This window comes from Microvirga medicaginis (assembly GCF_052658925.1).
Genome location: NZ_JBQWEL010000005.1, coordinates 45,760 through 71,626, shown reverse-complemented (window position 1 = coordinate 71,626; position 25,867 = coordinate 45,760). Strand labels below are relative to the sequence as shown.

The following is a 25,867-nucleotide window of genomic DNA, read 5'->3' as shown; positions in this document are numbered from 1 at the left end:
GAGGTGCCCGAGGCAGGCTTGCTTTCTCGGGCAACAACCGCCAATCTTGCCGCCTCGCTTGCTCCTCTTCGGGGCAGGCCAAGAATTTTGCCGACAATAGGTGCCGGTTATGAGAGTTACTGTTGAGCGCGCCGCTCTTCTGAAGGCGTTGGGGCATGTGCATCGCGTCGTCGAGCGCCGCAACACCATTCCGATCCTGTCGAACGTGCTGCTGCGCGCGGAAGAAGGAACCCTGCGCCTGCGCGCGACCGACCTCGACATCGAGGTGACGGAGACGATCCCCGCCGACATCACGGAGGCAGGCTCCACCACGGTTCCGGCCTACATGATCTACGACATCGTGCGTAAGCTGCCTGAGGGCGCGCAGGTGTCGCTGGAGATGACGGCCGATATGGGCCAGATGCAGATCCGCTCGGGCCGCTCGCGCTTCATGCTGCAGGCCCTGCCGGAGAGCGACTTCCCGGATCTCGCTGCCGGCGACCTGCCGCACCGCTTCACGCTTCCCGCCGCCGATCTCAAGCGCCTGATCGAGAAGACGCAATTCGCGATCTCGACGGAAGAGACGCGCTACTATCTCAACGGCATCTATCTCCACACGCTCGATGTGGGCGGCCAGCTCATGATGCGCGCGGTTGCCACCGACGGCCATCGCCTCGCCCGCGTGGAGCTTCCCGCTCCCACCGGTTCCGAAGGCATGCCCGGCGTGATCATTCCACGCAAAGCGGTAGCCGAAATCGTGAAGCTCGTCGAGGACGGCTCCGAGAACGTCACCATCGAGCTGTCCTCGGCCAAGGTGCGCCTGACATTCGATGGCGTGGTGCTGACCTCGAAGCTCATCGACGGCACCTTCCCGGATTACCAACGCGTCATCCCCGCCGGCAACGACAAGATCCTCGTGGTCGAGCGCGGCGATTTCGCCAAGGCCGTGGACCGCGTTTCCACCATCTCCTCCGAGCGTGGCCGCGCGGTGAAGCTCGCGCTTGCCGACGGTCGCCTGACGCTCACCGTCAACAACCCGGATTCGGGCAGCGCGACGGAAGAGATCGAGGTCGATTACGATGCAGCTCCGATCGATATCGGATTCAATGCCCGGTATCTGCTCGACATCACGGCCCAGCTCGACGGCGACACGGCCCTGTTCAAGCTCGCGGATCCCGGCTCACCCACCGTTATTCAGGACCGCGAGGGCGCAGCGGCGCTATACGTCCTGATGCCGATGCGCGTGTAAGCATTTTCGACAGGCGTCATCCCGGACGGCGTCAGCCGATCCGGGATCGTTTCAGGATCAAGCTCCTCGTCATCACCGGCCTTGTGCCGGTGATCGCTTTCAACCTTAATTCCATCCTCATCCTGAGGAGCCGCATTAGCGGCGTCTCGAAGGATGATCCAGAGAGTACTGGAGACGCCTCAGGATGGGGGCGGTGGGTCTGGAAACACGGGCTCAAAGCGTGCTCACGATAATGAGAAACGCTGTTCGGCCGTGCCAACGCTTGATCTTTCGCGCGTGCTCCTGAATGAAGGGAGCGCATGTCATCCGCTCCCGTCCCCGCGTCCCGAATCGTCCGCCTGATCCTCCAGGATTTTCGCACCTATGCGAGCCTGGACCTCCCCGTGTCGCGCCAACTCGTCGCGCTCGTCGGCGAGAACGGCGCGGGCAAGACCAATGTGCTGGAGGCGATCTCTCTCTTCATGCCGGGACGTGGCCTGCGCCGCGCGGAGCTCGGCGACATGGCGCGCCAGGGCGGCCCCGGCTCCTTTGCCGTTTCACTCGCCCTTGACGCACCCTACGGCGAGCATCGCCTCGGCACCGGGCTTGAGCCGCAGGGCGAAAACGGCCGGTCCCCGCGCATCTGCCGCATCGACGGCATGACCGCATCCTCGCCCACGGCTTTCGCGGAATTCCTCCGTGTGGTCTGGCTCACGCCCGATCTCGATGCTTTGTTTCGGGGACCCGCCGGCGACCGCCGCCGTTTTCTTGACCGCCTGGTGCTCGCCGTCGATGCCGAGCATGGTGCGCGGGTGAATGCTCTCGAACGTGCGCTGCGCTCCCGCAATCGCGTGCTCGAGGACAATCCCGACGACCGCCTTTGGCTCGATGCGCTGGAGCGCGAGGTGGCGGAGCTTGCCATCGCCGTCGCGGCTGCGCGTCGCGAGACGGTGGAACGCCTGGCGGCGCTCATCCTCGAAACGCGCGAGGAGGATTCCCCCTTCCCCTTCGCCACAATGGGGCTTGAAGGCGAGATCGATATGCTTGTCGCCACACTTCCTGCCGTCGATGCGGAGGATCGCTACCGCGCGATCCTGCGCGACTATCGCGCACGCGACCGGGCGGCCGGGCGTACCCTCGTGGGCCCGCAGGCCTCCGATCTTCTCGTGCGGCACGGACCGAAGGACATTCCCGCCAACACCGCCTCCACCGGCGAGCAGAAGGCACTTCTCATTGGCCTCGTTCTCGCCCATGCGCGGCTTGTCGCCAGCATGAGCGGCATCGCGCCTTTCGTGCTGCTCGACGAGGTCGCCGCCCATCTCGACCCGCGCCGCCGCGCGGGGCTTTTTGCGGCGCTGGAATCGCTGGGCGGGCAGGTCTGGATGACGGGCGCGGATCCGAGTCTTTTTACAGAGCTCGAGGATCGCGCAGATGTGCTGCAGGTCTCGCCCGGAAAAATCGAGGCGCTGTCGACGCCATGACGGCTCAACGCCCTTTCCTGAAGCCGTTCCTGGCCATGAGCGGCCTTGGTTTCCTTGGCATCCTGTCCCTGATCCCGGTAACGCAGCGCGCCGCAGAACTGGTGCGTGGACTGCCCGAGACCACCGATCTTCCGACACCGGCTCTTGCTGTCCTCCTGCTTGTCCAGCCAGCGATCCTTCTCCTGGCGGGTGTTGCCTTGGGCGTTGCACTGGCGGAGAAGGCTGGACTGAGCTCCCTCGTCATTCTCTGGCTACGTGGCGAACCCGCCCAAGCGACCACAGGAGGCTGGCGTTCGACGCTGCTGCTGACGATTGTTCTCGCCTCCGCGACAATCGCCGCCGACCTCGTCTTCAGGTCGCAGTTTCCAGCAGCTTTCGCGGGCATCCCGAGCCTCGATGACGTCACTTTGAGCGAACGCATGCTCGGATTGCTCTATGGCGGTATCACCGAGGAGTTGGTGTTTCGGTTCGGGCTCATGTCCTTCCTGCTCTGGGCAGGACTGCGCCTGACGGCAGGCCGGTTCCGCCCCTTTCTCGCCTGGATATCCATCGGGCTCTCGGCTTTCGCCTTCGCGGCGGGGCATCTGGGTGTCATCGCGGGAGCTTCAGCGGACGATCAGGGTGTGCTGATCGTCAGAACGCTGAGCCTCAACGGCTTGCTTGGCCTTCTCTTCGGCTGGCTCTATGCGAGACGCAGCCTGGAGCATGCCATGCTGGCTCATGCGTTTGTCCACGTCATCTTCTGGACTGCGCCCCTGCTTTTCGTGCGTCTTGGACACAACCTCGCACAGTGACACGTGGTGTGATCGAACACATCAAAACTCCTTGATGGCGTGAGATGCTGTTTCATCCTATGAAGAAGCCGCAGCAGCCTCTCTATTGCCGGTGATCGCCATGGAACCCGCAGGCCTCATCCTGTTCTCGTCCGCCCTCTTCATCGCCGCCGCCTCTCCGGGACCGGGGATTGCCGCGATCGTGGCGCGGGTGCTGGGGCGGGGTTCGAAGGGAGCAGTGGCGCTCAGCGCCGGGATCGTTCTGGGCGATCTGGTATGGCTCACCTTCGCGGTGCTGGGGCTTGCCGCCCTGGCCCAGACCTTCCATGGAGTCTTCCTGGCCGTCAAATACGCGGGCGCGGCCTATCTGCTCTATCTCGCCTACAAGCTCTGGACGGCACCAGCCACGGCTCGGAACGTAATCGCAGAGGGGAAAGCCGAGCATCCGGCGAAGCTCCTGCTGGGCGGGCTGGCGCTGACGCTGGGCAACCCCAAGGCGATCGTGTTCTACCTTGCGCTTCTGCCCACTTTCCTCGATCTGACGCGGATCACGATACTGGGCTACCTGGAGCTGGCTCTGGCGACCATGGCCGTGCTGTCGGTGGTGTTCGGCCTCTATATCGTGCTCGCCGCCCGGGCCCGTCGGCTCTTCACCAAGCCCGGGGCCATCCGCATTCTCAACCGGGTCACGGGCACGGTGATGGCGGGCGCTGCGGCAGCTGTAGCAGCCCGCTGAGGCTCCTTTTGGGCCTGAGGCAAAGAACCGCCCCTCAGGAGCCCTAAAACGGCACTTTTCCGTGGATTTTTCAGCCCCATTCCACGCGCGTACACGCGCGCGGGGGTGAAATTTCAAACAATCGTCACTAAATATCTGATCTGACGAATCAAACCCCTGGCGCGCCCCTCACCCTTTCCGCTGCGCCTTGCAAGGATCCCAAATGGCCGAACCTGCTATCAACGTGAATGCCGATGCCTACGGCGCGGAATCGATCAAGGTGCTCAAAGGCCTTGATGCGGTGCGCAAGCGGCCGGGCATGTATATCGGCGATACCGATGACGGCTCGGGCCTCCACCACATGGTTTACGAGGTGGTGGACAATGCCATCGACGAGGCCCTGGCTGGTCACGCTACGGAAGTTACCGTTACGCTCAACGCCGACGGCTCGGTGACCGTCACCGATAACGGCCGCGGCATTCCTACCGACATCCACCCGGGCGAAGGCGTCTCGGCGGCCGAGGTCATCATGACCCAGCTGCACGCGGGCGGTAAGTTCGACCAGAATTCCTACAAGGTCTCTGGCGGTCTGCACGGCGTGGGCGTGTCGGTGGTGAACGCGCTCTCGACCTCGCTGAAACTGCGCATCTACCGCAACGGCAAGGAACATTACATGGAGTTCCGCCACGGCGATGCCGTAGCCCCGCTCGCCGTTGTCGGCGACGCGCCGGACAAGCGCGGTACGGAAGTGACCTTCACGCCCTCGCCTGAAACCTTCACCATGGTGGAGTTCGACTATGCGACTCTCGAGCATCGCCTGCGCGAGCTGGCGTTTCTGAACTCGGGCGTGCGCATCATCCTCACCGACAAGCGCCATGCGGAGCATAAGCGCGAAGAGCTGATGTATGAGGGCGGCGTGGAAGCGTTCGTGCGCTATCTCGACCGCGCCAAGACCCCGCTGATCCAGCAGCCTGTCATGATCCGTTCCGAGAAGGACGGCATCGGCGTAGAAGTGGCGCTCTGGTGGAACGACTCGTACCACGAGAACGTGCTCTGCTTCACCAACAACATCCCGCAGCGCGACGGCGGCACGCACCTCGCGGGCTTCCGCGCGGCGCTCACCCGTCAGGTGAACGGCTATGCCGAATCCACTGGCATGACGAAGAAGGAAAAGGTTTCGCTCACCGGCGACGATTGCCGCGAGGGCCTGACCGCCGTCGTCTCCGTGAAGGTACCGGATCCGAAGTTCTCCTCGCAGACCAAGGACAAGCTCGTCTCCTCCGAGGTCCGTCCCGCCGTCGAGAACGTGGTCAACGAGGCGCTCAACAACTGGCTCGAAGAACATCCGACGGAAGCCAGGACGCTTGTCGGCAAGGTGGTGGAAGCCGCAGCCGCGCGTGAAGCTGCCCGCAAGGCGCGCGAGCTCACGCGCCGCAAAGGCGCGCTCGACGTGGCGTCGCTCCCCGGCAAGCTCGCCGATTGTCAGGAGCGCGATCCGTCGAAATGCGAACTCATCCTCGTGGAGGGTGACTCGGCCGGCGGTTCCGCCAAGCAAGGCCGCGACCGTGCCTTCCAAGCCGTCCTGCCGCTGCGCGGCAAAATTCTCAACGTCGAGCGCGCGCGCTTCGACAAGATGCTGTCCAGCCAGGAAATCGGCACGCTGATCACCGCGCTCGGCACAGGCATCGGACGCGAGGAGTTCAACATCGAGAAGCTGCGTTATCACCGCATCATCATCATGACGGACGCGGACGTGGACGGCTCGCACATTCGCACGCTCCTGCTCACGTTCTTCTTCCGTCAGATGCCGGAGCTGATCGAGCGCGGCCACCTCTACATCGCACAGCCGCCGCTCTACAAAGCCACTCGCGGCAAGTCCTCGATCTATCTCAAGGACGAGCGTGCGCTGGAAGACTTCCTCATCGATGCAGGCATCGAGAGCGCATCGTTGCGCCTCGAGTCCGGCGTGGAGTTCCAGGGCGATCAGCTGAAGGGCCTGATCGACGAGGCCCGCCTCGTGCGCCAGGTGCTGAGCAACCTGCATACGCGCTACAACCGCAAGGCCGTGGAGCAGGCCGCCATTGCCGGCGCGCTGCGCCCCGACGTGGTGGAAGATCCGCAGCGCGGCCCCGCTGCTGCCACTTACATCGCGCAGCGTCTCGATGCGATTTCGGAAGAGCTCGAGCGCGGCTGGACGGGTGAAGTCCGGGAAGGCGGCTATATCTTCTCGCGCACCGTGCGTGGCGTGACGCAGAGCGCTACGCTCGATCAGGCGCTGATCGCCAGCCAGGAAGCCAAGAAGCTCGACGAGCGCGCCGCTTCCCTGCAGGACGTTTATGCGAAGCCGGCAACGCTCGTGCGCAAGAACGACGAGATGCAGATCGACGGTCCGCTCTCTCTGTTCGACGCTGTAATCGCCTCCGGCCGCAAGGGCCTGCAGCTGCAGCGCTACAAAGGCCTTGGCGAAATGACCGCACAGCAGCTTTGGGAGACCACGCTCGACCGGGAGATCCGCTCGCTCCTGCAGGTGAAGGTGAAGGACACCACCGATGCCGACGACCTGTTCGTGAAGCTCATGGGCGATGTGGTGGAACCCCGCCGCGAATTCATCCAGGAGAACGCACTCTCCGTGGCGAACCTGGACGTCTGAGGCTTCCAGCGCAGCTCTGAACAACAAAAACCCCGCTCTCGCGAGCGGGGTTTTTCATGTCCGGTTATCGTCTTAGGCCGCGCGTGGAAGAGCGCGCAGATGGTGCTCTTCATTATTGGAGTTGCTGCTCTCGTCCTGCCGGCGGTCCATGGGGCCGCGACGCAGCGCCACGAGAAACTTTCGCACTTCCTCGGCCAAGTGCTCGCCCTGAACCGCGACCTCTTGCGACGTGTCGAGCACCGATCCGGCCAGATGCTTGGTTTCAGCTGTATTCTGGCTCACGCTCTGAATGTTGTCCGTCACGCCCTGCGTCCCCACCGAGGTCTGCTCGACGCTGCGCGCGATCTCGGCGGTGGCGGCAGTTTGACCAGAGATGCTCTGAGCGATCCGCGAAGTGGCATGATCAATATCCGCCACGATGGTCGAGATCTCGGCAACGGCAGAAACGGCTGCCGTGGAAGCGGAGCGCAACTCCGAGATCTCGCTGGCAATCTCTTCTGTTGCCCTGGCAGTCTGGGTCGCGAGTGCCTTGACCTCCTGAGCCACCACGGCAAATCCACGCCCGGCTTCGCCCGCGCGAGCGGCTTCGATGGTGGCATTGAGGGCAAGGAGGTTAGTCTGCTCGGCAATGCTGGTGATCAGGCCCACCACGGTGCTGATCCGCTCGACCGCATTGTTGAGACCGTTGACGATGGCGCCGGTGGATTGCGCTTCCTGCGCCGCCTGCCGGGCCCGCGTCGCCGAATGATCGGCCTCGGTGCCGATCTCCTGGGCGGAAGCGGCAAGCTGCGTCACCGCAGCAGCAACGGTCTGCACATTGACGGCCATCTCTGCCGCTGTCGAAGCCACGAGATTGGTGCGGTCGTCGGTGAGGGTCGCACCTTCCTGCAGCACGGACGCCATGGCGCTCATGCTCGATGAGGATTCGGAGAGGGCCTTCACGATCGTATTGATCGCCTCTTCGAATTCCGCAGTCGATTCGTTGAAGGCGGCGAGGCGTCCCTCGATGATGTGCGAAGCCTCATTGATGATGGACGTGCCGTGGAGCATAGCGCCATGCAGGCCATCCGGCAGGATGCGGCGGAAGTATTGATTGTTGCGGATGGCGTTCATCGCTGCCGAAGACTCGCGGATATAGGCATCGATCCGGTCGGTGGCATCGTTGATCGTGTCATGCAGCTTTCCGAGAGCCCCGCCTTCCTTGCTGCCAATGACCCGAGCCTCCAAGTCGCCATGGCCCACACGATCGAGGATTTCAGTGGCCGTTGCGAGCGCGCGGTATGTGCGCAGCAGCATCGCGCCACCGAAGATGAAACCGATATCGGCAACGAGCAGGGCTATCGACGGCATCGAGCCGGTGACGAGGGACGCAATGACTTGCCCCGTGATGGCAAGGGCAGCGACGGCAAAACCGATGCTCGCCTTAGAGAGAGAAGACAAATTCATCATAGCTGACCTTGCCCGCAGTGACGGTTTTCATGAGGTGCTGATGGGACGCCGCGAGGCCCTCCTTGGCATTGCGGTAGGAGGCCTCGATGCGAATGAGTTCAGCGTAGAAAGGCGTGATGATCTTCTCCACCACGTCCCGTTTCGGCACGCGTCGATTGGAGTGAAAGCCGCAGACCTTGAGGTTGCTGTCAAAGGACGGCGTCACATGAGCGAAAACCCAGTAATAGTCGCCGCTACGTGCCATGTTCTTCACATAGGCGAAGACTTCGCGTCCGTCCTGGATCGTATCCCACAGCAGTTTGAAGACCGCGCGGGGCATATCCGGATGCCGAATCAGGCTATGCGGCTGACCGATCAACTCCTCCTCCGAGTAGCCCGCGACCTCGCAGAAGACCCTGTTCGCATAAGTTATCCGGCCCTTCAGGTCCGTCTTCGAGACGATGAAGGAATCGGGATCGAAGAAGATCTCATGTTGAGTGGGGGTGATCGCTCTGGTCATCTGGATTTGAGAAGGGGCGGCAGCCTGTTGGATCCTGGGAATCAACTCTACTTCTCGCAAAGCTGGCTTGCGCGAGCCTGATGACATCAAGAGTGATATCGTTCGCAGAAGGGTTGATCTTGCGCGGCAATCAGATCGCGCTCGAACCCGGCATCCGCTTCTCCCAAGCCGGTGATCCCCGTTCCCGATACCTCGGCATCGCCGTCTTAATCCCTTGGTTGAGAGCTTAGCCCTCTCGGAGCCAAAGAGGTAGATTCTCGCTCGCAACGCCCGTGCAGGCGGTCTCGACGCAGGCGGAAAGACTTCCGAAATGGAAGCGCCGTCCTGTGAGGCCCGGGCCGTAATGGGCGTATTTGCCGGAATTCGTCATGATCGTTTCAGCCGTCGGCGGAATCACCGGTTCGATGATCATGCACCAGCAGGTATCCGTGACGAACTGAACGCCGAAGTGTTCGAGCTCTGACAGAATGCCAGCCTCGCGTGCCTTGTCATGCGTGGCGCGTCCGCAGGTCACGACGATTGTCACGTCCTCATGTTTCGTACGCCCGCGGCAGAGAGTGGCGAGCTTTTCGCATTCGCTGAAAGAGAAATGCGGATTACCGAGCGATACGAGATCGACCGATTGATCCGAGGCGCTGTCGAGTTCGCGCCAGCTCCGAAGCAGGCCCTCCATGCGAATGTCGATGGTCGGAATGCTTTGACCGCCGGTCGCATCTTCCAGTGTCGCTGCCTCGGGCGTCACACCGAGAATGTGGAACATGGGTGCGCTCGAGGTGGTGGCGAATGCGGCCCCGAAAGCTTTCAGGTCATCCTGTGAGGGTGAAGCCTGTTCCAGCCCGGTGATGACAGGGATCCGGTTCGTGGACACGAGGCCCAGGTGATAGCCGAGCAGCGGATAGAACGCGTCATCGAGGTCTTTGAGCTTCGGCAGATTGATTTGAAGAGCCGCTCTCCGATTGCTCTCGATATGGCATCCGGCCAACGGTGCACGGCCGGTGAGCGCGATGCAGATGTCGAGGAAATCGGGATATTTCATCGTCCGCGCGCCGAGCACGCTGTTGGCATAGACGACCGCGTTGGACTCCGCCCAGACGATCTGCTCGCCCTTCCCGGGAGCGCTGTCCAGGAGATAGGGCGCACAGGTGAAGGTCGGTCGCGCGCCCATGTCCACATAGGCGTCACCCAGCTGGCTCGCCGGCTCTCCAAAGGCGGGATCCATGCCTTGCGTTCGCCAGCGGCGGTGATCGACGGAAATGGAATTGAGTGTTGTCGGCACGACAACCGTCCCGCCCCAATCCCGCAGCTGCTGCGCGAACTTCAGGGAGCCGTGGCCGGTATAGACGCAGCCATCGATATGCGCCTGCGTGACGTCGATCAGCCGATCTGCACCTTGCAGACGAGCCATCCGCAGGATGACTTTCATCGCCACCTGCGCGGCCTTACCGTGCGTGCCATCCAGATAGGCCCGATCCTCTTCGCTCAGCTCGATAGGGGAAGCGTTGGCCTCCGGTCCTTCCTCAGCAGGCGGAAGCTCGCGCAGCGCTTCAGGATGGTCGCCGCAGACAACGCGATTGCCGTCGACACGCGCATAGCGTGCTGCGGCTACCTGGCGAAAATCCTTTGGATCGAGCGTCACGACCGGGATGGATTTGCCGAAGACTTCTTCCGCGATCACGACGCCGAGAGTGAGGATATCGTCCTCCCGCTCGACTACCATGGCCGCGGGTCCCTTTCCGGTGAGGAGCAGCTCCAGGATCACGCCACTCCCGGAGCAGGAGCCGCGCCCACCGGGAATGACGAGAATTTTCCCGGTCAGGATCTGTCCGCTGAGGGGGTGATGCCGGTCGATGACCTCACCGCTAAACGGGTCGACGCCGCCCCAGAAGCTCAGTTCCACATCGCTGGCGATGATTTCTCCCACAGCCTCGCCATGAACGAAGGCGTTGCCCGAAATGACAGCTTCGCTCATGACGGTCCCTTTCATCAACGGGGCAGGAGAGCCTGCAGGTCGTCGTAGAGCGCCTTGGGGATGCGAACCCCATTCGCCTTGCTGCGCTCACGCGCTTCGTAGCGGCGCTGCGACGGAAGACGCGCACCTTGGCCTACGATGGCGTCGAACATCTTTTCGGCCCGGGCCACATGCTGCGCGGCATCTGCGCCGAGGAACACCTTGGGATCGAAGGCGAGAACCAGCTCGCCATGGCACGGCGCGGCACCTATGCCTTCATCGAAGGCCATGGATTCCGCGCTCGTCATGTCGCCGATCAGAGGGCCTGCCATCAGCTCGATCATGGCAGACAGAGCCGAGCCCTTGTGGCCGCCGAAGGTGAGCATGGCGCCGGCCAAAGCGGCCGTCGCGTCGTTCGTCGGGTTGCCCTCGCTGTCGATGGCCCAGCCGGTGGGAATGGCCTTGCCTGCGCGGCGGTGCAGCTCGATTTCGCCGCGGGCGATGGCGCTGGTGGCGAAGTCGAATACGAAGGGCGGGCCGTCAGGACGTGGCCAGGCGAAAGCGATCGGATTCGTGCCGAACACAGGCTTTCTGCCGCCTGCCGGCGCAACCCAGCTGTGGCTCGGTGTCATGGCAAGCGCCACGAGGCCATCTGCGCTGATAGCCTCCACCTCCGGCCAGAGGGCCGAGAAGTGATAGCAATTATTGATCGCCATGGCCGCAAGGCCCGTCCTGCGGGCCTTTTCGACGAGCAGCGGCCTGCCGCGCTCGAACGCCAGCGGCGAGAAACCGTAATGGGCGTTGACGCGCACGATGGCAGGCGCGTGATCGACCACATCCGGCACGGCGCTCGGATTAACCTTGCCTTCCTTCACGGACCGCACGCAGCCAAGCAGCCGGTACATGCCATGGGAGTGGCATTCGTCCCGCTGTCCGGCATAAATCACACCGGCGATGGCTTCAGCATGCTCCTGGGAAAGACCGCCAGCTTTCAGAACATCGATGCTGATGCGCCGGACCTCGTCCAGCGAGAGGGATACTTCTTCGCTCATGCTTATTCGTTGTCCGTTCGGTTCCGATTTATCGAAAGACGCGTTCTCTTCGGCCTACATCTGTGGCCAGGTATCCGACAGCTGATAGCCGTCCGGCCACGGGTCGTCGGGATCGAGCATGTGCTGATGGGTGCCCGTGATCCAGGCCCGTCCCGAGATTAAAGGGATGATGCCCGTTTTGCCACCGACCGTCGCCTCGCCCTCGATCCGGCAAATGAACTCGGAATCAATGATCGAGCGGCCGACGAAGCTGTCGCCCACCTTCAGGATGCCGCGCGCATGGAGCACGGCCATGCGGGCCGAACAGCCCGTGCCCGTGGGCGAGCGATCGATCTTGCCTGGCCGCACCACGACGGCATTGGAGCCATGCGGAACGCCGTCGCGGTCAACGAGAGGTGCCGCGATCTGGCAAAATGAAATGTGATCCCAGCCCGGCAACTCAGGATGCCTGAAGCCGATCTGCTCATTGGCCGCGCGGGTGATCTTCACGCCGATCTCAGCCAGATCCTTCGCCTCGTCGGGACGGATCGCGAAGCCCAGGGCCTGCGCATCCGCGATCACGAAGCTGTCACCGCCATAGGCCGTATCGACGGTGAGCGTGCCGACACCTTCGACTTCAAGTTTCACGTCGAGCTTGTCGGCGAAAGAGGGGACGTTGCGAACCCTGATCCGTTCGGCCTTGCCGTTCCTGCACTCCGCCTCCACTTCGATGAGACCGCCGGGAGGCTCGAGGACCATGCGGGTGATCGGTTCCTGCATCGGAATGATGCCGGTATCGAGCAGCACGGTGGACACACAGATGGAGTTGGAGCCTGACATAGGCGGCGTGTCGGCGGGCTCCATGATGATCCAGCCCATCTGCGCCTTTGGATTCTTCGGCGGCACCAGAAGGTTCACGTGCCGGAAGACGCCGCCGCGCGGCTCGTTCAGCACGAATTTTCGTAACGTCTCGTCCTGGGCAATGAAGCGCGACTGCTCCCACACGGTGTCACCTGGGGGCGGTGCGACGCCACCCACGATCACGTCGCCGACCTCCCCTTCCGCGTGGCAGCTGACGACATGAATGACTTTCGAGGTGCGCATGATGCTCTCCGAGTCAGGGTGATCTTATGGTGAAGAGGCTGGCACAGGGATGAAACCTCGTGCCGTCAGAGAACGGATTTCAGGAAGTCGACCGTCTCGGGCTTCTGCGGGTTTCCGATCACCTGCTCGGGCGTACCGATCTCGTGGATCAGGCCCTTGTGGAAAAAAGCCACCCGGTCCGACACGTCGCGCGCGAAACGGATTTCGTGCGTGACGAGGATCATGGTCATGCCCTCTTCCGAGAGCATCTTCAGCGTATCCAGCACCTCGCCGACGAGCTGCGGATCGAGCGCCGAAGTCACCTCGTCGAAGAGCATGTAATCCGGCGACATGGCGAGCGCGCGCGCAATGGCCATGCGCTGCTGCTGGCCGCCCGAGAGCTTGGAGGGATAGACCTTCAGCTTCTCGCCCAGGCCCACATGGGTGAGCTGCTTGACGGCAATCTCCTCCGCCTCTTTCCTGCTCTTGCCGAGCACCTTGCGCGGCGCAAGCATCACGTTCTCGAGCACGGTGAGATGCGGGAAGGCATTCCACTGCTGGAACACGATGCCGATCTTCTGACGGAGCTTGTTGAGATCCGTGCCGCGGGCATGGACGTCGATGCCATCGACAAGGATCTGGCCGCCCTGGATCGGTTCGAGACCGTTGATGCACATGAGCATCGTGGATTTTCCCGAACCCGATCCGCCAATCACCGAGAGCACCTCGCCCTTCTGAACGGTGAGGCTAACGCCCTTCAGCACCTCGAGGCTGCCGAAGGATTTACGAACATCTTTCAACTCAATCATTTTCACGCCACCGCTTTTCGAGCCGTGCCCCGAGCCGTGCAATCGGGAAGCTCATGAGGAAGTAGATCAGGCCCGCAATCGAAAGGATGAAGAGCGGCTCCTGAAGGCGGGTCACGAGGATCTGGGAAGACCGCAGCAGCTCGACGATGCCGATCCAGAGAACGAGGGCCGTGTCCTTCATGACGCCGAGCGTGAGGCCGATCCAGCTGGGAAGCGCGACACGTAAGGCAATCGGGAAGACGATGTTGGTCAGGTCCTGGGTGTAGGTCATGCCGAGGGAGCGAGCGGCTCGCCGTGTGGTCGGAGGCACGGCCAGGATGCCGCCGCGCACGATCTCCGCACAATAGGCCGCTGTGTAGAGCGCCAGCACCACGCAGCCCACCGTAAACGCCGTCACGTTGAGCTTGAGGATGGATTTGAACGAGTTCGCGAGAACGAACTGGATCAGGAGCGGCACCGAGCGCAGGATATCCAGCACGAAGCCGACGGGTACATTGAGCCACCACGGCGCAGACGCGCGGATGAGGCCGAAGAGCATGCCTAAAATGGTGCCGCCGAGCACGGCCCAGAAGGTGATCGCCAGTGTCGTTCCTGCGCCGTGGAGAAGGAAAAGAACGTCGTTCCAGGTGAGACTTGTCTCGAACATCGCCGTCTCCTCAGTACCGGAACAGGCGCCAGGCGAAGAGGCGCGACGAGAGGGTGATGAACTTCGCCAGCAGGTAATAAATGATCGCTGCGATGGCAAAATATTCGAAGGTGCGGAAGGTACGCACGTTCAGATCCTGCGTGACGCCGGTGAGATCCGTGTTGAGGCCGACCGTGACGCCGAGGGACGTCATCAGAAGGGCCCAGACCATCTGGTTGGACATGGGATAGAACACGATCCTGAACATCTGTGGCAGCACGATCAGGCGGAAAGCCTGCGGCGCGCTCATGCCAAGCGAGCGTGCGGCGCGCGCCTGCGTATGCGGGATGGCGCGAAGGCCGCCGCGGAACGTTTCCGCGAGATAACCCGCATTGTTGAAGGCGATACCGGCCAGAAGCGCTACGTAAGAGTCGAGATGAATCCCGAAGGAGCCTAGTCCGAAGTAAGTCATGTAGACCTGGAACAGAGCCGGTGTATTACGCGCCAGTTCCACCCAACCGGTCGAGAAACCGTAGAAAAGCTTGTTGTTCGACTGGCGACCAAGCGCCAGGAACACCGCGAAGACGACGCCGATCACCATCGACAGCACGGCAATCTGAAGCGACACCAACGCGCCTGCCAGCATGTCTGGCAGAGCGTTCAAGGCTGGACGCCAGTGAAATGTGTAATTCAGCATGAAGGGCGTGCCTGAGGAGGTTGCAATAACCAATGAAGGCCGAGGGCAAGTCTTCGCCCCCGGCCTGATGCATGTCGATTAGTAGTAGACGCCTTTCACGGTCAGGTCCGGAGCCTCGCCGCCGACCCACTTTTCGAACAGCTCCTTGTAGCGGCCCGTGCGTACCTGCTGGTTCACGAACAGGTTCAGGTAATTGAGGAGGCCCTGCTCCTGGCGCAGCCCGATGAGGGAGACATAGTCCGTGACATAGGGAGCATCGCCTTTCACGGTAAAGCCCTTGTACTTGCCGGACTTCACGACGGCATGCGCCACGGTGTTCGTCACGACCGTCGCGTCGATCTGGCCCTGTGAGAGCGCTAGGAACACATCAGCCTGGGTCTGGTAGGGACGGAACGAACCGCCGCCCCATGCCTTTACGTCCTTCTCGAGTGCAATCGCCTCAAAGGTGCCCGAGGTCGATCCGGTCTTTTTGCCCTTCAGGCTCTCATAGGTACTGATGCCCGTATCCTCCTTCGTGAGGATGACCATCTTGAAGGCGAAGTAAGGAATCGAGAAGCCGACGGTCTTGGCGCGCTCCAGCGTATCGGAGGTCGAGGCGACGCCCACATCCGCGCGGTCCGAAACCAGCGCCGGAATACGATCCGGGAACGGCGTTTCGACGATCTCAGCCTTCACGCCGAGGGCCTTGGCCAGATCGTTGCAGGTATCCACGTCGAAGCCGATGGGCTGGTTCTTTTCATCGCGCGAACCCATGGGCGGGAAATCGAGCACCACGGCGCAGCGCAGCACGCCGGAAGCAATGATGTCGTCGAGCTTGTCGGCTTTGGCAGGCATGGCGGCGAGCATGCCGAGAAGAAGTGCGGCCGCGGTGGTCCTCAGTTTCATCGTTTGGTCCCCTGGTTGATTCGTGTCCGAGCCCGGCAGTCCTCGCCTGAGATCAGCAGGCGCAGCATCTGCATATTGGATACAATTTGCAATATGAAATTTATTTCAATTCGCCTAAGGTCTGAGCGACATTGCGTAGCGGTTGCTCAAACGGCGATCGTTTCAGGCATTCGAAACGCTAAGTCCTCGTTGTCAGTACCGGAAAAGCGGCGCTGACAAATACGCGGGGTGCCCTGCCTTGAGCGCATCCTCCTACTTCAGCTCAGCCTGTGCGTCACATCAATCGCTGTGACGCGTTGCATCAAAAACGTTGAGCAGAGAATGGCGTTACATCGAGAGATCTGGGCTTGCCTTCGATCAACTCCGTGACGAGACGCGATGTGATGGCAGCTTGCGTCAAGCCGTGATGACCATGGCCAAACGCGTAGATGATGCGCTTGTCGCGCCTGGCCTGGCCGATGACAGGCAGCGAATCCGGGATCGAGGGACGAAAACCCATCCAGCGCTTGGCGGGCTGATTTTCATCGAGATGCGGCAGGAAGCGCTTGAGGCGCGTGATCATGGCGGAAGTGCGCTCGTGATTGGGTGGAGTCTGCGTTCCGGCGAATTCCACGGCACCACCGACGCGATCGCCGGTATCGAGCGTCGAAGCGACAAAGCCTTCGCCTTCGAACATCACCGGACGGCTCAAACCGAAGGCACCTTTCGCATATGTCGCATTGTACCCACGCTCGGTATCCAGCGGAATATTGTCGCCCAGCTGCTTGGCGAGCGCGCGCGACCAGACACCGGAGGAGATCAGAACGCGATCAGCGGTAACATCCTTCACCGCACCGTCGGTGCGAATATGGACGGCATCGCTCGCAGGCTCGACGGCGAGCGCCTTTGCGGAGACAAGCATGGCCCCCCGCTCCAAGGCAAGCCGCAGCAGATCGGCAGCCAGGAGCGCGGGATCGGACACATGGCAGCCATCCGGATAGAGAACCGCCGCTTCGATGCTATGCAGCGCCGGCTCAATCTCTTTCAGGTCCTCCGGCGTGAGGACTTCCAGCGGAATTCCGAAATTCTTCTGACGGGCGATGATGTCTTCGGCTCGCAGAAAGTGATTGCGATCTCGCCACACTGAGAGAATGCCCTTCTCACGAAGATGGCCATCCAAGCTCAGCGAGGCGAGGAGTGCTTTCCACGACGGCAGGGCTTCCGCATTGATCGTGCGAATGGCGGCGATGCTGGATTTGATGCGCGCTGGAGATGAGGCCAGAACGAATCGCAACAGCCAAGGAGCCAGAGCGGGAAGATAAGCTGGTCTGATGGTGAGCGGCCCAAGCGGATCCATCATCCAGCGAGGCAGGTTTCTCCAAGCCTTGGGCGACGCCAGCGGCATCACATCCATATGCGCGATCCAGCCCGCATTGCCGTCGGTCGGGCGCTGCTGATTGTTGCCGGGATCGACAAGAGTGACCTGGTGTCCTTTGTCGAGAAGCGCATGAGACGCCGCAAGGCCGACGATACCTGCACCAACAATCGCGATCCGCATCATGAAACCTGTTGTGGGAGAGACCTCAAAGGCAAGGGCGGCCCACGCCTGAGCCGCCCATCGCATTCATCTTTTAAGCAGAGCGGGTTTGATCCACGACCTGGAAGCCGTTCGCAAAGGGATCCCGGTTGTCGATGAAGATGGTGTTGAAGCCGGTTACCCGCGCCCAGCCTTCGATCGACGGGATGATGGCATCGCGGTCACCCACCTTCGCGCGGCCTTCGATGCGGCCCGTAAAGGTCGAGCCGATGATGCTCTCATGCACGAAGGCATCGCCTTCCTTCAGAGCACCGCGCGCGGCGAGATGCGCCATGCGGGCCGATGTTCCCGTGCCGCAGGGCGAACGGTCGATGGCTTTGTCGCCATAGAACACCGCATTGCGCGCCGTGCCGCCGGGCGTCTGCGCCTTGCCGGTCCACAGAACGTGCGTCAGGCGATTGATGCTCGGGTTCTCGGGATGTGCGATCTGGTAGCGCGCATTGAACGCCTCGCGCAACTTCGGGCTCCAGCGCAGGATGTCGGACGGGTTGACGTCCGCAAGATCGGAATAGAGCTTCTGTGGTTCGACGATGGCATAGAAATTGCCGCCATAGGCCACATCGACGGTAAGGTGTCCGAGGCCTTCGACTTCGACCTCATAGCCCGTGCCATAGAGGAACGAAGGAATGTTGGTGATGCGCACGCGCTCGATGAACGGACCGTTCTGCTCGTAGCGTGCTTCGACGACGCCTGCCGGCGTATCAAGCCGGAGAAGACCGGGTGTCTTCGGATGGATGAGGCCGTTCTCCAGCGCAATCGTCACCGTACCGATGGTGCCGTGGCCGCACATGGGCAGGCAGCCGGAGGTTTCGATGAAGAGAATGCCCACATCACAATCGGGACGCGTCGGCGGATAGAGGATCGAGCCCGACATCATGTCGTGCCCGCGCGGCTCGAACATGAGACCTGTGCGAATCCAGTCGTATTCCGCCAGGAAGTGCTGACGCCGTTCGAACATCGTCTCCCCTTTGAGCTGGGGAATGCTGCCGCCGCCCACCACGCGGACAGGATTGCCGCAGGTGTGACCGTCGATGCAGAAAAAGGTGTGACGCGCCATGGCTTCGCTCTTGAGATCGGATTGTTCTCGTGAATGGAAAGTAAAGAGGCGGAGGAGATGTTGCTCCCCCGCCGTCACCTTATCAGGCTGCCGTCTTCAATCCCACATCGGGGAGCTTCGGGCGGCTTTTCAGCGCCTGAGCCATGATCTCCTCGACGTAAGTGCGGTCCTTGCCTTCGAGGGCCAGACGCGGCGGACGGGTGAGCGCGGAGCCGCGACCCATGATCTCTTCGCAGAGCTTGATGCACTGGACGAGGTCGGGACGGGCATCGAGGTGAAGCAGCGGCATGAACCAGTCATAGAGCGCGCGCGCCTCTTCATAGCGGCCGGCCTTCGCGAGGCGGAACAGGGTCTCGCCCTCCTGCGGGAAGGCATTTGACATGCCGGAGATCCAGCCGACGGCACCGAGCATCACGCTCTCGACCACCACGTCGTCGAGGCCCGCAAACAGCACGAAGCGGTCGCCGGTCATGTTGCGCGTGTCAGTGAAGCGACGCGTGTCTCCGGACGAATCCTTGAAGCAGACGACGGTCTCGCAATCGGCGAGCGAAGCGAGAATGTCAGGCGTCACGTCGTTTTTGTAGATCGGTGGGTTGTTGTAGACCATCACCGGAAGATCGGTCGCCTTGGCGACGCCGCGGAAGTGAGCGGCCGTCTCATGGGGCTTTGAGGAATAGACGAGAGCAGGCATCACCATGATGCCGTCGAGACCCACACGAGCAGCCTCCTTCGCGACCTCCGAGGCAAACTGGGTCGTGAACTCGGCAATGCCGGCAATGACGGGCACCCGACCAGCGGAGACAGCCTTCGCCGTTTCCATGATTGCGACCTTCTCGGACCGGCTGAGCGAGGTGTTCTCACCGACGGTCCCGCAGACGATGAGGCCGGACACGCCGTCACGGATCAAGCCGTCCATCACCTTGGCGGTGGCCTCAAGATCCAGCTCGTAATTTGGCTTGAACTGGGTGGTCACTGCGGGAAAGACGCCTTCCCAGCCGATTTTCTTCGCCATTGTGCTCTTAGCTCCTGCGATGAGGCGTTGAATCTTGTTAATGTAGATTGTATAAAATCGCCGATGTCAAGCCAATCTCTAGACGATCTGCTATAGAGTAATAAAATTCATTTTCCCGCCTTTTCGCAACCGAGATCCGAGCGCCCATGCCGCCTTCCAGACCTGCCCAGAAGTCATTGCAGCATAGAACCATCTCCTCTGCCGTTGCGGAGGAGTTGCGGCGCCGGATCGTCAACGGGGAGTTCCAATCAGGCTTCCAGCTGCGGCAGGACGCGCTTGCCGCCGAATTCGGCGTCAGCCGCATTCCGGTCCGCGAGGCCCTGATGCAGCTGGAGGCGGAAGGCCTCGTCAAAATCCACCCTCACCGGGGCGCGATCGTCTCCGAGCTTTCGACGGAAGAGATCGACGAACTCTTCGAGCTGAGGGCTTGGCTCGAACCGCGTCTGCTTAAGGCCTCGGCCCCGCGCCTGACGGAAGCCGACTACAAGCGGCTGAACGAGATTCTACAGGAATACAGCTCCGAGCTGCGGGCCATGCATATCAGCCGCTGGGGCGAGCTGAACACCGAATTCCACATGGTGCTTTATCAGCATGCCAAGCAGCCGCGCTCGCTCGCCATCGTCGCCAACCTCCTGCAGGAGAGCGACCGCCATACGCGCCTCCAGCTCTCTTTGACACAAGGCATGGAGCGCGCGGCCAGCGAGCATGCCGAACTTCTGAAACTCTGCACGCAAGGCAAGATCAGCGCCGCCTGCTCGCTTCTGAAAAAGCATATCGAGGGTGCAGGAAAGTCGCTGCACAGCTACCTGGAAGAGCATCAGAAGACGAGCGCGCAGAATTAACGAGACAGTGTGAACTGTCTCGCCTTTTTTCGTGAGCGGCTGCGGGGAGTACGGCGCATCCTTTCAGCTCAGGCCGCCGATTGTCCGCGATAAGCCTGCTCGAGTGTTGCAACATCAAGCTTGACCATCGTCATCATCGCTTCCATCACGCGGCGGACCTTTGCAGAATCCTTGTCCTTGATCATGCGGACGAGCGCTTCCGGCACGATCTGCCAGGAGACGCCGTAGCGGTCCGTGATCCATCCGCATTCCATCGGCGTTCCGCCTTCCAGCAAGGCATTCCACAAGCGGTCAACTTCTGCCTGATCAACGCAACTCACGAAGAGCGAGATCGCCGGCGTGAACTGGAAGTATGGCCCGCCGTTCAGCGCCGTGTAGGATGAACCCGCCAGCGTGAATTCCACCAACATCACGTCACCCGGCTTTCCGCCGGGTGTCTCGACCGTGTAAGGCAAAACGGTGTCGATATGCGAGTCGGGCAGCAGCGAGACATAGAACTTCGCGGCCTCTTCGGCCTTGCCGTCGAACCATAGGCAGGGTGCGATTTTGGACATTACTTCTCCTCCTCTGTATCCTGCGGGGTCTCAGCGGCCGGACAATTGTTTGCGGATCCGGTCCTCCTGTGCGGTGATTTCCGGCGTGAGGGCCTCGGCGAAGTCGGCCATCTCGTAGAACGGGCGGATCTCGATCTCGCTGGGCCCCGGCATCGGGTTGGGGCAGCGCTTCACCCATTCGACCGCCTCGGCCATGTCCTTGACCTCCCAGATCCAGAAGCCGGCGACCAGCTCGTTGGTCGCGGCGAACGGCCCGTCGATGACCGTGCGGCTCGGGCCGTCGAAGGCGACGCGCTTGCCCTGAGACGACGGCTTCAGTCCTTCGCCGGCCTTCATGATGCCGGCATTGACCAGCTCCTCATTGTACTTGCCCATGGCTTCGAAGAGCTCGGTCGAGGGCATGAGGCCCGCTTCGCTGTCCTTCGTCGCCTTCACCAGAACCATGACGCGCATTGTCTTCTCCCCTGTGTTTCACGCAGGCCCCATTGGCCTGCCGGCTTTTGCCTCGAATGGTCGACCATCAGGCATTCGTCATTTCGGCCATGGCGGTCTTGGCCGCCTCCACATCCATCCACATCACTTCCCAGATATGGCCGTCCGGATCCTCGAAGCTGCGGCCATACATGAAGCCGTAATCCTGCTTCGGGCCGGGATCGGCGCGACCGCCTGCAGCGGCGGCTTTCGCGACGATGCCGTCAACCTCCTCGCGACTGTCGGCGGAGAGGCAGACCAGCACTTCGGTCGTTTCCCGTGCATTGGCGATCTTTTTCGGCGTGAACTGGCGGAACTTGTCATGGGTCAGCAGCATCGCATGGATGGTCTCGGAGAAGACCATGCAGGTGGCGGTGTGATCGCTGAACTGCGGGTTCTTGACGGCCCCAATGGCCTCATAGAACGCGTTGGCACGGTCGAGATCGGCGACCGGCAGATTGATGAAAACGAGCTTCGGCATGGCTTCCTCCCTGTTTGGCTTTGACATTGATTCCAGATAAAGTTATAAATAGCAACTATGAAGTTAGAAAAAATAACCAAAAAGGAAGAGACGCGGTCCAGGCGCCATTACGAGGACGCCTGCGCGGCCGCCCATGCCCTCGACCTCGTCGGGGAGCGCTGGGCATTGCTGGTCATGCGCGAGCTGATGCTCGGACCGAAGCGCTTCAGCGATCTGCGCGAGAGCCTGCCCGGCATCAGCGCGAACATCCTCACCCAGCGCCTCGAGGGCTTGGAGGCCGCGGGCGTTCTTACCCGTCGCAAGCTGCCGCCGCCCGCTCCCGCCCAGGTTTATGAGCTGACGGAATGGGGCTATGAGAGCGAGCCCATCTTCCAGGCCCTCGGCCGCTGGGCAGCGCGCTCGCCCCTGCACGATCCCACCCTGCCGTTCAGCGCCGCATCCTTCCTGCTGTCGCTGCGCACGATGCTGGATGCCGAGCGTGCCAAGGGCCTCGATGCGCGGATCGGTTTTCGCCTGAACGACGAAACCTTCCTCGCTCACCTCGCCGATGGCCGGATCGAGATTGCGCGCGGGCCTGTCGAGGGTGCCGATCTGATCTTCACCGGCACGCCGCCGATGCTGGCGGGCGCCATTTATGGCGGCCAACCTCTGGACACTCTGGAGAGCGCAGGCATCGTGAAGGTCGAAGGAGACAGGGCACTGGCGGAGCGCTTCGTGGGGCTGTTCCCACTGCCGCCGAAGGCGTCGCACCGGGCCTAGAGCATCGTTGATTGCGGAAAACCGGGTCCACTTTTCGCTGACGCGGCCCTGCGGGTCACTGACGCGGCCCGCTGGGTCCGCACAATGCGCTAAGAGCTTTACCGGAACTATCGAGAGAAGGCCCGCGTTCCCCGCCATCTCCCATCAAGGCGGCGACGATGTTTCTCCCGTCCATTCCGGATCGCAGCCAGCCCGTCGTGCTGGTTCTCGGCGGCGGCAATGCGCTCGGCTCCTATCTCGCCGGCGCTTACGAGCATTTGCAGCAGCGGGCCATCGAACCCCGCTGGATCGTCGGTGCCTCCATCGGCGCGATCACGGGCGCGATCATCGCCGGCAATGCGCCGGAGGATCGCGTGCCCCGCCTCAGAGAGTTCTGGGAGCAGGCAAAGATTCATTCGGGCTTTGCACTCCATCGTGGTTCGTCGCTCCGGCATGCCTATAACGAGGCCCACACGGCCCTCACTCTCCTGCTCGGGCGTCCGGGCCTCTTCGGGCATCGGTTCCCGGGCCTGCTCTCGATGCTGCCCTGGATGCCGAGCGATATCGCTCTCTACGATCACAGGCCCTTGCGACAGACCCTGAAGCACCTGATCGACTTCAAGCGATTGAACAAGAGTGCCATTCGCTTCACGGCCGGATGCGTCGATCTTGAAACGGGCGAAGAGGTTTTCTTTGACACGACCCGTGACGAGATTGCGCCTGAGCATCTGTTGGCCTCGACCGCCATCACGCCGGTCTTTCCGCCTGTGGAGATTGGCGGACGTCTGCTGTGCGATCCGGGCTTCACCAACAATCTGCCGATCGACGTCGCACTGGCCGCACCGCCTCAGGAAGACACGCTCTGCATCGCCGTCGAGCTGTTCAGCCTCAAGGCCTCTCGCCCGGCTTCGCTCGATGCCAGCGCCGAGCGCGCCAATGATCTGATCCTGGCGAGTTCGTCGCGACGCACCATCGAAGCATTGAAGCGGGAATATGCGCTGCACGAGCGGATCGAGCCCGATGGCTCATCCGTCATCCTGCTGCATCTCGCCTATCAATCGGGAAGCGACGAGCGCGCGGGGAAGACCTTCGATTACTCACCCTCCTCGCTTCAGGATCGGTGGGCGGCAGGCTTGCGGGACATGGAGCACGCACTCGCACAGCTTGAGAGTTCACCCCTAGAGAAGAGGAAGCTCAATGTGGTCAGGCTCCATCCGAATGACGCCACCGTTTCGGCAGAGATGGGCGCTCGCGCGCGAGCTTAAGGTCCGCCGGCCAGCGATCCTACGATGGCCATCGCCAGTTCATCGAGATTCACACGCCCCTCGATCGTCATCATCTCAGCCGCCTTGGCATCGACCCGCAGGCCTTGTTGCCCCGCTTCCGCCTGACGGCGAAGCTCGGCGATAATCGCCTCGCGCACCTTGTCTTCGAGGTTCATGGGTTCACTCCTTCACCAGGAAATTCCACTGGACATTCCATTGCCTGCCGAACGTCCGGCCAGGAGCGAGCGTTCCACGATCAAGGTGAAGGCATGCGCTGTCTGAGGACGCGGAACTCTTGCGCATCCATGACGCCGCGCTGGTTGTTGCAAGCCTGGCAGGCCAGCACGAGATTGGCGGGGTTGAGAGGGCCACCCTGTGAGCGCGGCACCACATGATCGAGAGTGGCAAGAGCAGGGGAGCGGCTGAGGCCCTTGCCCAAGCGGTGCGTTTCCACTCCGCAATAGACGCAGCGTCCGCCATCGCGCGCGAAAATTGTCTCGAACAGCTTGATGCGTTGCGCTGCTTTCATGGAATGGGAACCACAGGAACATCGGGTTGTTGCTCTTGGCACAGGACAGGAGCTGGAGCCATGGTAGACACCCGCCGCAGGAATCGAAACCCTTACAATGATGACAACGGCTATGGCGACGTGCCGAAGGGCGCCGTCGGCTTTCGTGGCGAGGGCCGGGAATATCCGGGCGGTTACGGCAGCGACGCCAACGAGTTCTATGGCGGCGTCATCGAGGACGGCCACGGTGGTCCTCCCGATGATGAGGGCTTCGCGCCGGATTATTCCCGCTACCGTTCAGGCCTAGGGGCGCTGGGTGACCGCGACCCGAACGATCCGGAGCTGCGCGCGGACCACAACGCGGGGCATGAAATCTCAGGTCCTCACCGTGGTCGGGGCCCGAAAGGGTACAAGCGTTCGGACGAGCGCATCCATGAAGATTTATGCGAGCGCCTGACGGAAGACCGCTTCATTGATGCCTCGAACGTCGAAGTGACGGTGAAGGATGGCGAGGTAACGCTCTCCGGCACAGTGGAAAGCCGTGGTCTCAAGTACCGCGCCGAGGATCTGGCCGAGCTAACCTCGGGCGTTCGGCACGTGCAGAACAATCTTCGTGTCGAGAGCCGCGTCTAGCGCTGCACGATCATCGCTGGCGAGGTCCGGCAGAGATCCCACGACGTCGCAAGAGGAGAGCCGTCGTAGTTCTTCAAGAGGTCCTCGGCATCACGGTCGATCGTGATGCAGCCTGCTTCGTGGAGCCCCCTGTCGGAGAAACAGCCCAGCGTTGGCGCGCACTCCAAAAAGATCTCGAGGATGGCGAGCATATCCTTAGCCCACGCATCCGGCCATCTCAGCGCGAGACCTGAGACAATTGCAGTACCGCCTCGCGTAGCGCCGGGCCGTCAGGCATTGGGACTTGGCAGGGAGCGCGATGGAATGATCTACATTCCCACAAGGCTCGATCCCGCCCAACCTGCTCCCCTGATCGTCGCCCTGCACGGAGCTGGCGGCATTGCCTCGCAGATGCTGGATCTGTTCGTCCGCTCCGCGGAAGCAAGGGGCATGATCCTTCTCGCCCCGGAATCGCGCGGTCACACCTGGGATGTGATCAGGGGTGGCTATGGGCCGGATATTTCCTTCATCGACGAAGCACTGAAAAAGGTGTTTCAGATGCACCCGGTCGACCCTCAGCGGATCGCCGTCTCAGGCTTTTCGGACGGCGCCTCTTACGCGCTCTCCGTTGGTGTCATCAATGGCGAGCTGTTCGATCACATCCTCGCCTTCTCGCCGGGATTCGTGGCCCCCACGCAGACGGAAGATGCACCGAAGATCTTCATCTCCCACGGCGTTCACGACGAAGTCCTGCCTATCGGCCCCTGCAGCCGCCGCATCGTGCCGTCACTCGAGAGGGCGGGCTACGATGTCGAGTACCGCGAGTTCGATGGGAGCCATGTTGTCCCGCCGGATATGGTGGACCTCGCTGTCGCCCGCTTTCTCGGTTAGCATCGCTC

At 62.0% G+C, this 25,867-nt stretch carries 28 protein-coding genes; 10 read left to right on the top strand and 18 right to left on the bottom strand.

Going from position 1 to position 25,867, the window contains the following annotated elements; translation table 11 throughout:
- Window positions 1-109 precede the first annotated feature (109 nt).
- From dnaN to gyrB, 5 genes are all read left to right on the top strand, one after another.
- The gene (dnaN, locus tag ACUXUR_RS08910; protein WP_445501994.1) at window positions 110-1,228 is read left to right on the top strand and encodes a DNA polymerase III subunit beta; all 1,119 of its coding nucleotides are present in this window, start codon (window positions 110-112) and stop codon (window positions 1,226-1,228) included.
- A 299-nt stretch (window positions 1,229-1,527) separates the two neighbouring features.
- A complete protein-coding gene (gene recF, locus ACUXUR_RS08905) occupies window positions 1,528-2,688 on the top strand; it encodes a DNA replication/repair protein RecF (protein ID WP_445501993.1) in 1,161 nt (386 codons plus the stop codon).
- Window positions 2,685-3,482: a CPBP family glutamic-type intramembrane protease gene (locus ACUXUR_RS08900; RefSeq protein WP_445501992.1), complete on the top strand. Its 798-nt coding sequence runs from the start codon at window positions 2,685-2,687 to the stop codon at window positions 3,480-3,482. Before recF ends, ACUXUR_RS08900 begins: the two co-directional genes overlap by 4 nt.
- 100 nt (window positions 3,483-3,582) lie before the next feature.
- Window positions 3,583-4,197: a LysE family translocator gene (locus ACUXUR_RS08895; RefSeq protein WP_445501991.1), complete on the top strand. Its 615-nt coding sequence runs from the start codon at window positions 3,583-3,585 to the stop codon at window positions 4,195-4,197.
- Between the two features lie 202 nt (window positions 4,198-4,399).
- A complete protein-coding gene (gyrB, locus tag ACUXUR_RS08890) occupies window positions 4,400-6,826 on the top strand; it encodes a DNA topoisomerase (ATP-hydrolyzing) subunit B (RefSeq protein WP_445501990.1) in 2,427 nt (808 codons plus the stop codon).
- Between the two features lie 72 nt (window positions 6,827-6,898).
- Here the strand turns inward: gyrB and ACUXUR_RS08885 are convergent, their stop codons facing one another.
- The 12 genes from ACUXUR_RS08885 to ACUXUR_RS08830 form a co-directional block, all read right to left on the bottom strand.
- Window positions 6,899-8,266, bottom strand: a complete 1,368-nt coding sequence (locus tag ACUXUR_RS08885) for a methyl-accepting chemotaxis protein (protein ID WP_445501989.1) — start codon at window positions 8,264-8,266, stop codon at window positions 6,899-6,901.
- On the bottom strand, window positions 8,250-8,774 hold the full coding sequence (locus ACUXUR_RS08880) for a PAS domain-containing protein (RefSeq protein ID WP_445501988.1): 525 nt from the start codon (window positions 8,772-8,774) through the stop codon (window positions 8,250-8,252). Before ACUXUR_RS08880 ends, ACUXUR_RS08885 begins: the two co-directional genes overlap by 17 nt.
- A 226-nt stretch (window positions 8,775-9,000) precedes the next feature.
- Complete coding sequence (gene lhpI, locus ACUXUR_RS08875; RefSeq protein ID WP_445501987.1) at window positions 9,001-10,743, bottom strand: cis-3-hydroxy-L-proline dehydratase; 1,743 nt, start codon at window positions 10,741-10,743, stop codon at window positions 9,001-9,003.
- 14 nt (window positions 10,744-10,757) lie between these two features.
- Complete coding sequence (locus ACUXUR_RS08870; RefSeq protein WP_445501986.1) at window positions 10,758-11,774, bottom strand: Ldh family oxidoreductase; 1,017 nt, start codon at window positions 11,772-11,774, stop codon at window positions 10,758-10,760.
- 54 nt (window positions 11,775-11,828) lie between these two features.
- Window positions 11,829-12,857, bottom strand: a complete 1,029-nt coding sequence (locus tag ACUXUR_RS08865) for a trans-3-hydroxy-L-proline dehydratase (protein ID WP_445501985.1) — start codon at window positions 12,855-12,857, stop codon at window positions 11,829-11,831.
- A 65-nt stretch (window positions 12,858-12,922) separates the two neighbouring features.
- The gene (locus ACUXUR_RS08860) at window positions 12,923-13,645 is read right to left on the bottom strand and encodes an amino acid ABC transporter ATP-binding protein (protein WP_445501984.1); all 723 of its coding nucleotides are present in this window, start codon (window positions 13,643-13,645) and stop codon (window positions 12,923-12,925) included.
- Window positions 13,638-14,291, bottom strand: coding sequence for an amino acid ABC transporter permease (locus tag ACUXUR_RS08855; RefSeq protein ID WP_445501983.1), 654 nt, complete (start codon window positions 14,289-14,291; stop codon window positions 13,638-13,640). Before ACUXUR_RS08855 ends, ACUXUR_RS08860 begins: the two co-directional genes overlap by 8 nt.
- A 10-nt stretch (window positions 14,292-14,301) precedes the next feature.
- Complete coding sequence (locus ACUXUR_RS08850) at window positions 14,302-14,967, bottom strand: amino acid ABC transporter permease (protein ID WP_445501982.1); 666 nt, start codon at window positions 14,965-14,967, stop codon at window positions 14,302-14,304.
- Between the two features lie 78 nt (window positions 14,968-15,045).
- On the bottom strand, window positions 15,046-15,852 hold the full coding sequence (locus ACUXUR_RS08845; protein ID WP_445501981.1) for an ABC transporter substrate-binding protein: 807 nt from the start codon (window positions 15,850-15,852) through the stop codon (window positions 15,046-15,048).
- A gap of 301 nt (window positions 15,853-16,153) precedes the next feature.
- The gene (locus ACUXUR_RS08840; protein WP_445501980.1) at window positions 16,154-17,392 is read right to left on the bottom strand and encodes an NAD(P)/FAD-dependent oxidoreductase; all 1,239 of its coding nucleotides are present in this window, start codon (window positions 17,390-17,392) and stop codon (window positions 16,154-16,156) included.
- Between the two features lie 70 nt (window positions 17,393-17,462).
- Window positions 17,463-18,485 carry a 4-hydroxyproline epimerase gene (locus ACUXUR_RS08835; protein WP_445501979.1) on the bottom strand — a complete coding sequence of 341 codons (1,023 nt, stop codon included), beginning with the start codon at window positions 18,483-18,485 and terminating at the stop codon, window positions 17,463-17,465.
- Between the two features lie 82 nt (window positions 18,486-18,567).
- Window positions 18,568-19,497, bottom strand: coding sequence for a dihydrodipicolinate synthase family protein (locus ACUXUR_RS08830; RefSeq protein ID WP_445501978.1), 930 nt, complete (start codon window positions 19,495-19,497; stop codon window positions 18,568-18,570).
- A gap of 176 nt (window positions 19,498-19,673) precedes the next feature.
- Between ACUXUR_RS08830 and ACUXUR_RS08825 the strand changes: the two genes are divergently transcribed.
- The gene (locus tag ACUXUR_RS08825) at window positions 19,674-20,339 is read left to right on the top strand and encodes a GntR family transcriptional regulator (RefSeq protein WP_445501977.1); all 666 of its coding nucleotides are present in this window, start codon (window positions 19,674-19,676) and stop codon (window positions 20,337-20,339) included.
- 68 nt (window positions 20,340-20,407) lie between these two features.
- On the opposite strand, the gene ACUXUR_RS08820 is transcribed toward ACUXUR_RS08825, so the two are convergent.
- The 3 genes from ACUXUR_RS08820 to ACUXUR_RS08810 all read right to left on the bottom strand — a co-directional run bounded on the left by ACUXUR_RS08820 (window position 20,408) and on the right by ACUXUR_RS08810 (window position 21,845).
- Window positions 20,408-20,893, bottom strand: coding sequence for a VOC family protein (locus tag ACUXUR_RS08820; protein ID WP_445501976.1), 486 nt, complete (start codon window positions 20,891-20,893; stop codon window positions 20,408-20,410).
- A 30-nt stretch (window positions 20,894-20,923) separates the two neighbouring features.
- Entirely contained in the window at window positions 20,924-21,346 is a 423-nt protein-coding gene (locus ACUXUR_RS08815; RefSeq protein ID WP_445501975.1) for a YciI family protein, read from the bottom strand.
- A 67-nt stretch (window positions 21,347-21,413) separates the two neighbouring features.
- On the bottom strand, window positions 21,414-21,845 hold the full coding sequence (locus ACUXUR_RS08810) for a VOC family protein (protein ID WP_445501974.1): 432 nt from the start codon (window positions 21,843-21,845) through the stop codon (window positions 21,414-21,416).
- 57 nt (window positions 21,846-21,902) lie between these two features.
- On the opposite strand from ACUXUR_RS08810, the gene ACUXUR_RS08805 reads away from it, so the two are divergent.
- Both ACUXUR_RS08805 and ACUXUR_RS08800 read left to right on the top strand, forming a co-directional pair.
- Entirely contained in the window at window positions 21,903-22,604 is a 702-nt protein-coding gene (locus tag ACUXUR_RS08805) for a winged helix-turn-helix transcriptional regulator (RefSeq protein WP_445501973.1), read from the top strand.
- Window positions 22,605-22,762: 158 nt separating this feature from the next.
- Entirely contained in the window at window positions 22,763-23,848 is a 1,086-nt protein-coding gene (locus ACUXUR_RS08800) for a patatin-like phospholipase family protein (RefSeq protein ID WP_445501972.1), read from the top strand.
- Here the strand turns inward: ACUXUR_RS08800 and ACUXUR_RS08795 are convergent.
- Window positions 23,845-24,024 (bottom strand): hypothetical protein, encoded by a 180-nt coding sequence (locus tag ACUXUR_RS08795; protein WP_445501971.1) that lies wholly within the window; start codon window positions 24,022-24,024, stop codon window positions 23,845-23,847. The genes ACUXUR_RS08800 and ACUXUR_RS08795 overlap by 4 nt on opposite strands.
- A gap of 80 nt (window positions 24,025-24,104) precedes the next feature.
- Complete coding sequence (locus tag ACUXUR_RS08790) at window positions 24,105-24,377, bottom strand: HNH endonuclease (protein WP_445501970.1); 273 nt, start codon at window positions 24,375-24,377, stop codon at window positions 24,105-24,107.
- Between the two features lie 60 nt (window positions 24,378-24,437).
- Here ACUXUR_RS08790 and ACUXUR_RS08785 point away from each other — a divergent pair, with 60 nt between their 5' ends.
- Entirely contained in the window at window positions 24,438-24,989 is a 552-nt protein-coding gene (locus tag ACUXUR_RS08785) for a BON domain-containing protein (RefSeq protein ID WP_445501969.1), read from the top strand.
- On the opposite strand, the gene ACUXUR_RS08780 is transcribed toward ACUXUR_RS08785, so the two are convergent.
- The gene (locus tag ACUXUR_RS08780) at window positions 24,986-25,180 is read right to left on the bottom strand and encodes a hypothetical protein (RefSeq protein ID WP_445501968.1); all 195 of its coding nucleotides are present in this window, start codon (window positions 25,178-25,180) and stop codon (window positions 24,986-24,988) included. The two genes, ACUXUR_RS08785 and ACUXUR_RS08780, sit on opposite strands and share 4 nt — an antisense overlap.
- Between ACUXUR_RS08780 and ACUXUR_RS08775 the strand changes: the two genes are divergently transcribed.
- Window positions 25,170-25,859 (top strand): alpha/beta hydrolase, encoded by a 690-nt coding sequence (locus tag ACUXUR_RS08775; protein WP_445501967.1) that lies wholly within the window; start codon window positions 25,170-25,172, stop codon window positions 25,857-25,859. The two genes, ACUXUR_RS08780 and ACUXUR_RS08775, sit on opposite strands and share 11 nt — an antisense overlap.
- Window positions 25,860-25,867 lie beyond the last annotated feature (8 nt).

Bases quoted from the DNA above. Each gene is read 5' to 3' on its own strand.
- dnaN (WP_445501994.1), top strand. From the start codon at position 110: ATGAGAGTTACTGTTGAGCGCGCCGCTCTTCTGAAGGCGTTGGGGCAT.
- recF (WP_445501993.1), top strand. From the start codon at position 1,528: ATGTCATCCGCTCCCGTCCCCGCGTCCCGAATCGTCCGCCTGATCCTC.
- ACUXUR_RS08900 (WP_445501992.1), top strand. From the start codon at position 2,685: ATGACGGCTCAACGCCCTTTCCTGAAGCCGTTCCTGGCCATGAGCGGC.
- ACUXUR_RS08895 (WP_445501991.1), top strand. From the start codon at position 3,583: ATGGAACCCGCAGGCCTCATCCTGTTCTCGTCCGCCCTCTTCATCGCC.
- gyrB (WP_445501990.1), top strand. From the start codon at position 4,400: ATGGCCGAACCTGCTATCAACGTGAATGCCGATGCCTACGGCGCGGAA.
- ACUXUR_RS08880 (WP_445501988.1), bottom strand. From the start codon at position 8,774: ATGACCAGAGCGATCACCCCCACTCAACATGAGATCTTCTTCGATCCC.
- lhpI (WP_445501987.1), bottom strand. From the start codon at position 10,743: ATGAGCGAAGCTGTCATTTCGGGCAACGCCTTCGTTCATGGCGAGGCT.
- ACUXUR_RS08870 (WP_445501986.1), bottom strand. From the start codon at position 11,774: ATGAGCGAAGAAGTATCCCTCTCGCTGGACGAGGTCCGGCGCATCAGC.
- ACUXUR_RS08865 (WP_445501985.1), bottom strand. From the start codon at position 12,857: ATGCGCACCTCGAAAGTCATTCATGTCGTCAGCTGCCACGCGGAAGGG.
- ACUXUR_RS08860 (WP_445501984.1), bottom strand. From the start codon at position 13,645: ATGATTGAGTTGAAAGATGTTCGTAAATCCTTCGGCAGCCTCGAGGTG.
- ACUXUR_RS08855 (WP_445501983.1), bottom strand. From the start codon at position 14,291: ATGTTCGAGACAAGTCTCACCTGGAACGACGTTCTTTTCCTTCTCCAC.
- ACUXUR_RS08850 (WP_445501982.1), bottom strand. From the start codon at position 14,967: ATGCTGAATTACACATTTCACTGGCGTCCAGCCTTGAACGCTCTGCCA.
- ACUXUR_RS08845 (WP_445501981.1), bottom strand. From the start codon at position 15,852: ATGAAACTGAGGACCACCGCGGCCGCACTTCTTCTCGGCATGCTCGCC.
- ACUXUR_RS08840 (WP_445501980.1), bottom strand. From the start codon at position 17,392: ATGATGCGGATCGCGATTGTTGGTGCAGGTATCGTCGGCCTTGCGGCG.
- ACUXUR_RS08835 (WP_445501979.1), bottom strand. From the start codon at position 18,485: ATGGCGCGTCACACCTTTTTCTGCATCGACGGTCACACCTGCGGCAAT.
- ACUXUR_RS08830 (WP_445501978.1), bottom strand. From the start codon at position 19,497: ATGGCGAAGAAAATCGGCTGGGAAGGCGTCTTTCCCGCAGTGACCACC.
- ACUXUR_RS08820 (WP_445501976.1), bottom strand. From the start codon at position 20,893: ATGTCCAAAATCGCACCCTGCCTATGGTTCGACGGCAAGGCCGAAGAG.
- ACUXUR_RS08815 (WP_445501975.1), bottom strand. From the start codon at position 21,346: ATGCGCGTCATGGTTCTGGTGAAGGCGACGAAGGACAGCGAAGCGGGC.
- ACUXUR_RS08810 (WP_445501974.1), bottom strand. From the start codon at position 21,845: ATGCCGAAGCTCGTTTTCATCAATCTGCCGGTCGCCGATCTCGACCGT.
- ACUXUR_RS08805 (WP_445501973.1), top strand. From the start codon at position 21,903: ATGAAGTTAGAAAAAATAACCAAAAAGGAAGAGACGCGGTCCAGGCGC.
- ACUXUR_RS08800 (WP_445501972.1), top strand. From the start codon at position 22,763: ATGTTTCTCCCGTCCATTCCGGATCGCAGCCAGCCCGTCGTGCTGGTT.
- ACUXUR_RS08795 (WP_445501971.1), bottom strand. From the start codon at position 24,024: ATGAACCTCGAAGACAAGGTGCGCGAGGCGATTATCGCCGAGCTTCGC.
- ACUXUR_RS08790 (WP_445501970.1), bottom strand. From the start codon at position 24,377: ATGAAAGCAGCGCAACGCATCAAGCTGTTCGAGACAATTTTCGCGCGC.
- ACUXUR_RS08785 (WP_445501969.1), top strand. From the start codon at position 24,438: ATGGTAGACACCCGCCGCAGGAATCGAAACCCTTACAATGATGACAAC.
- ACUXUR_RS08775 (WP_445501967.1), top strand. From the start codon at position 25,170: ATGGCGAGCATATCCTTAGCCCACGCATCCGGCCATCTCAGCGCGAGA.
- ACUXUR_RS08780 (WP_445501968.1), bottom strand. From the start codon at position 25,180: ATGCTCGCCATCCTCGAGATCTTTTTGGAGTGCGCGCCAACGCTGGGC.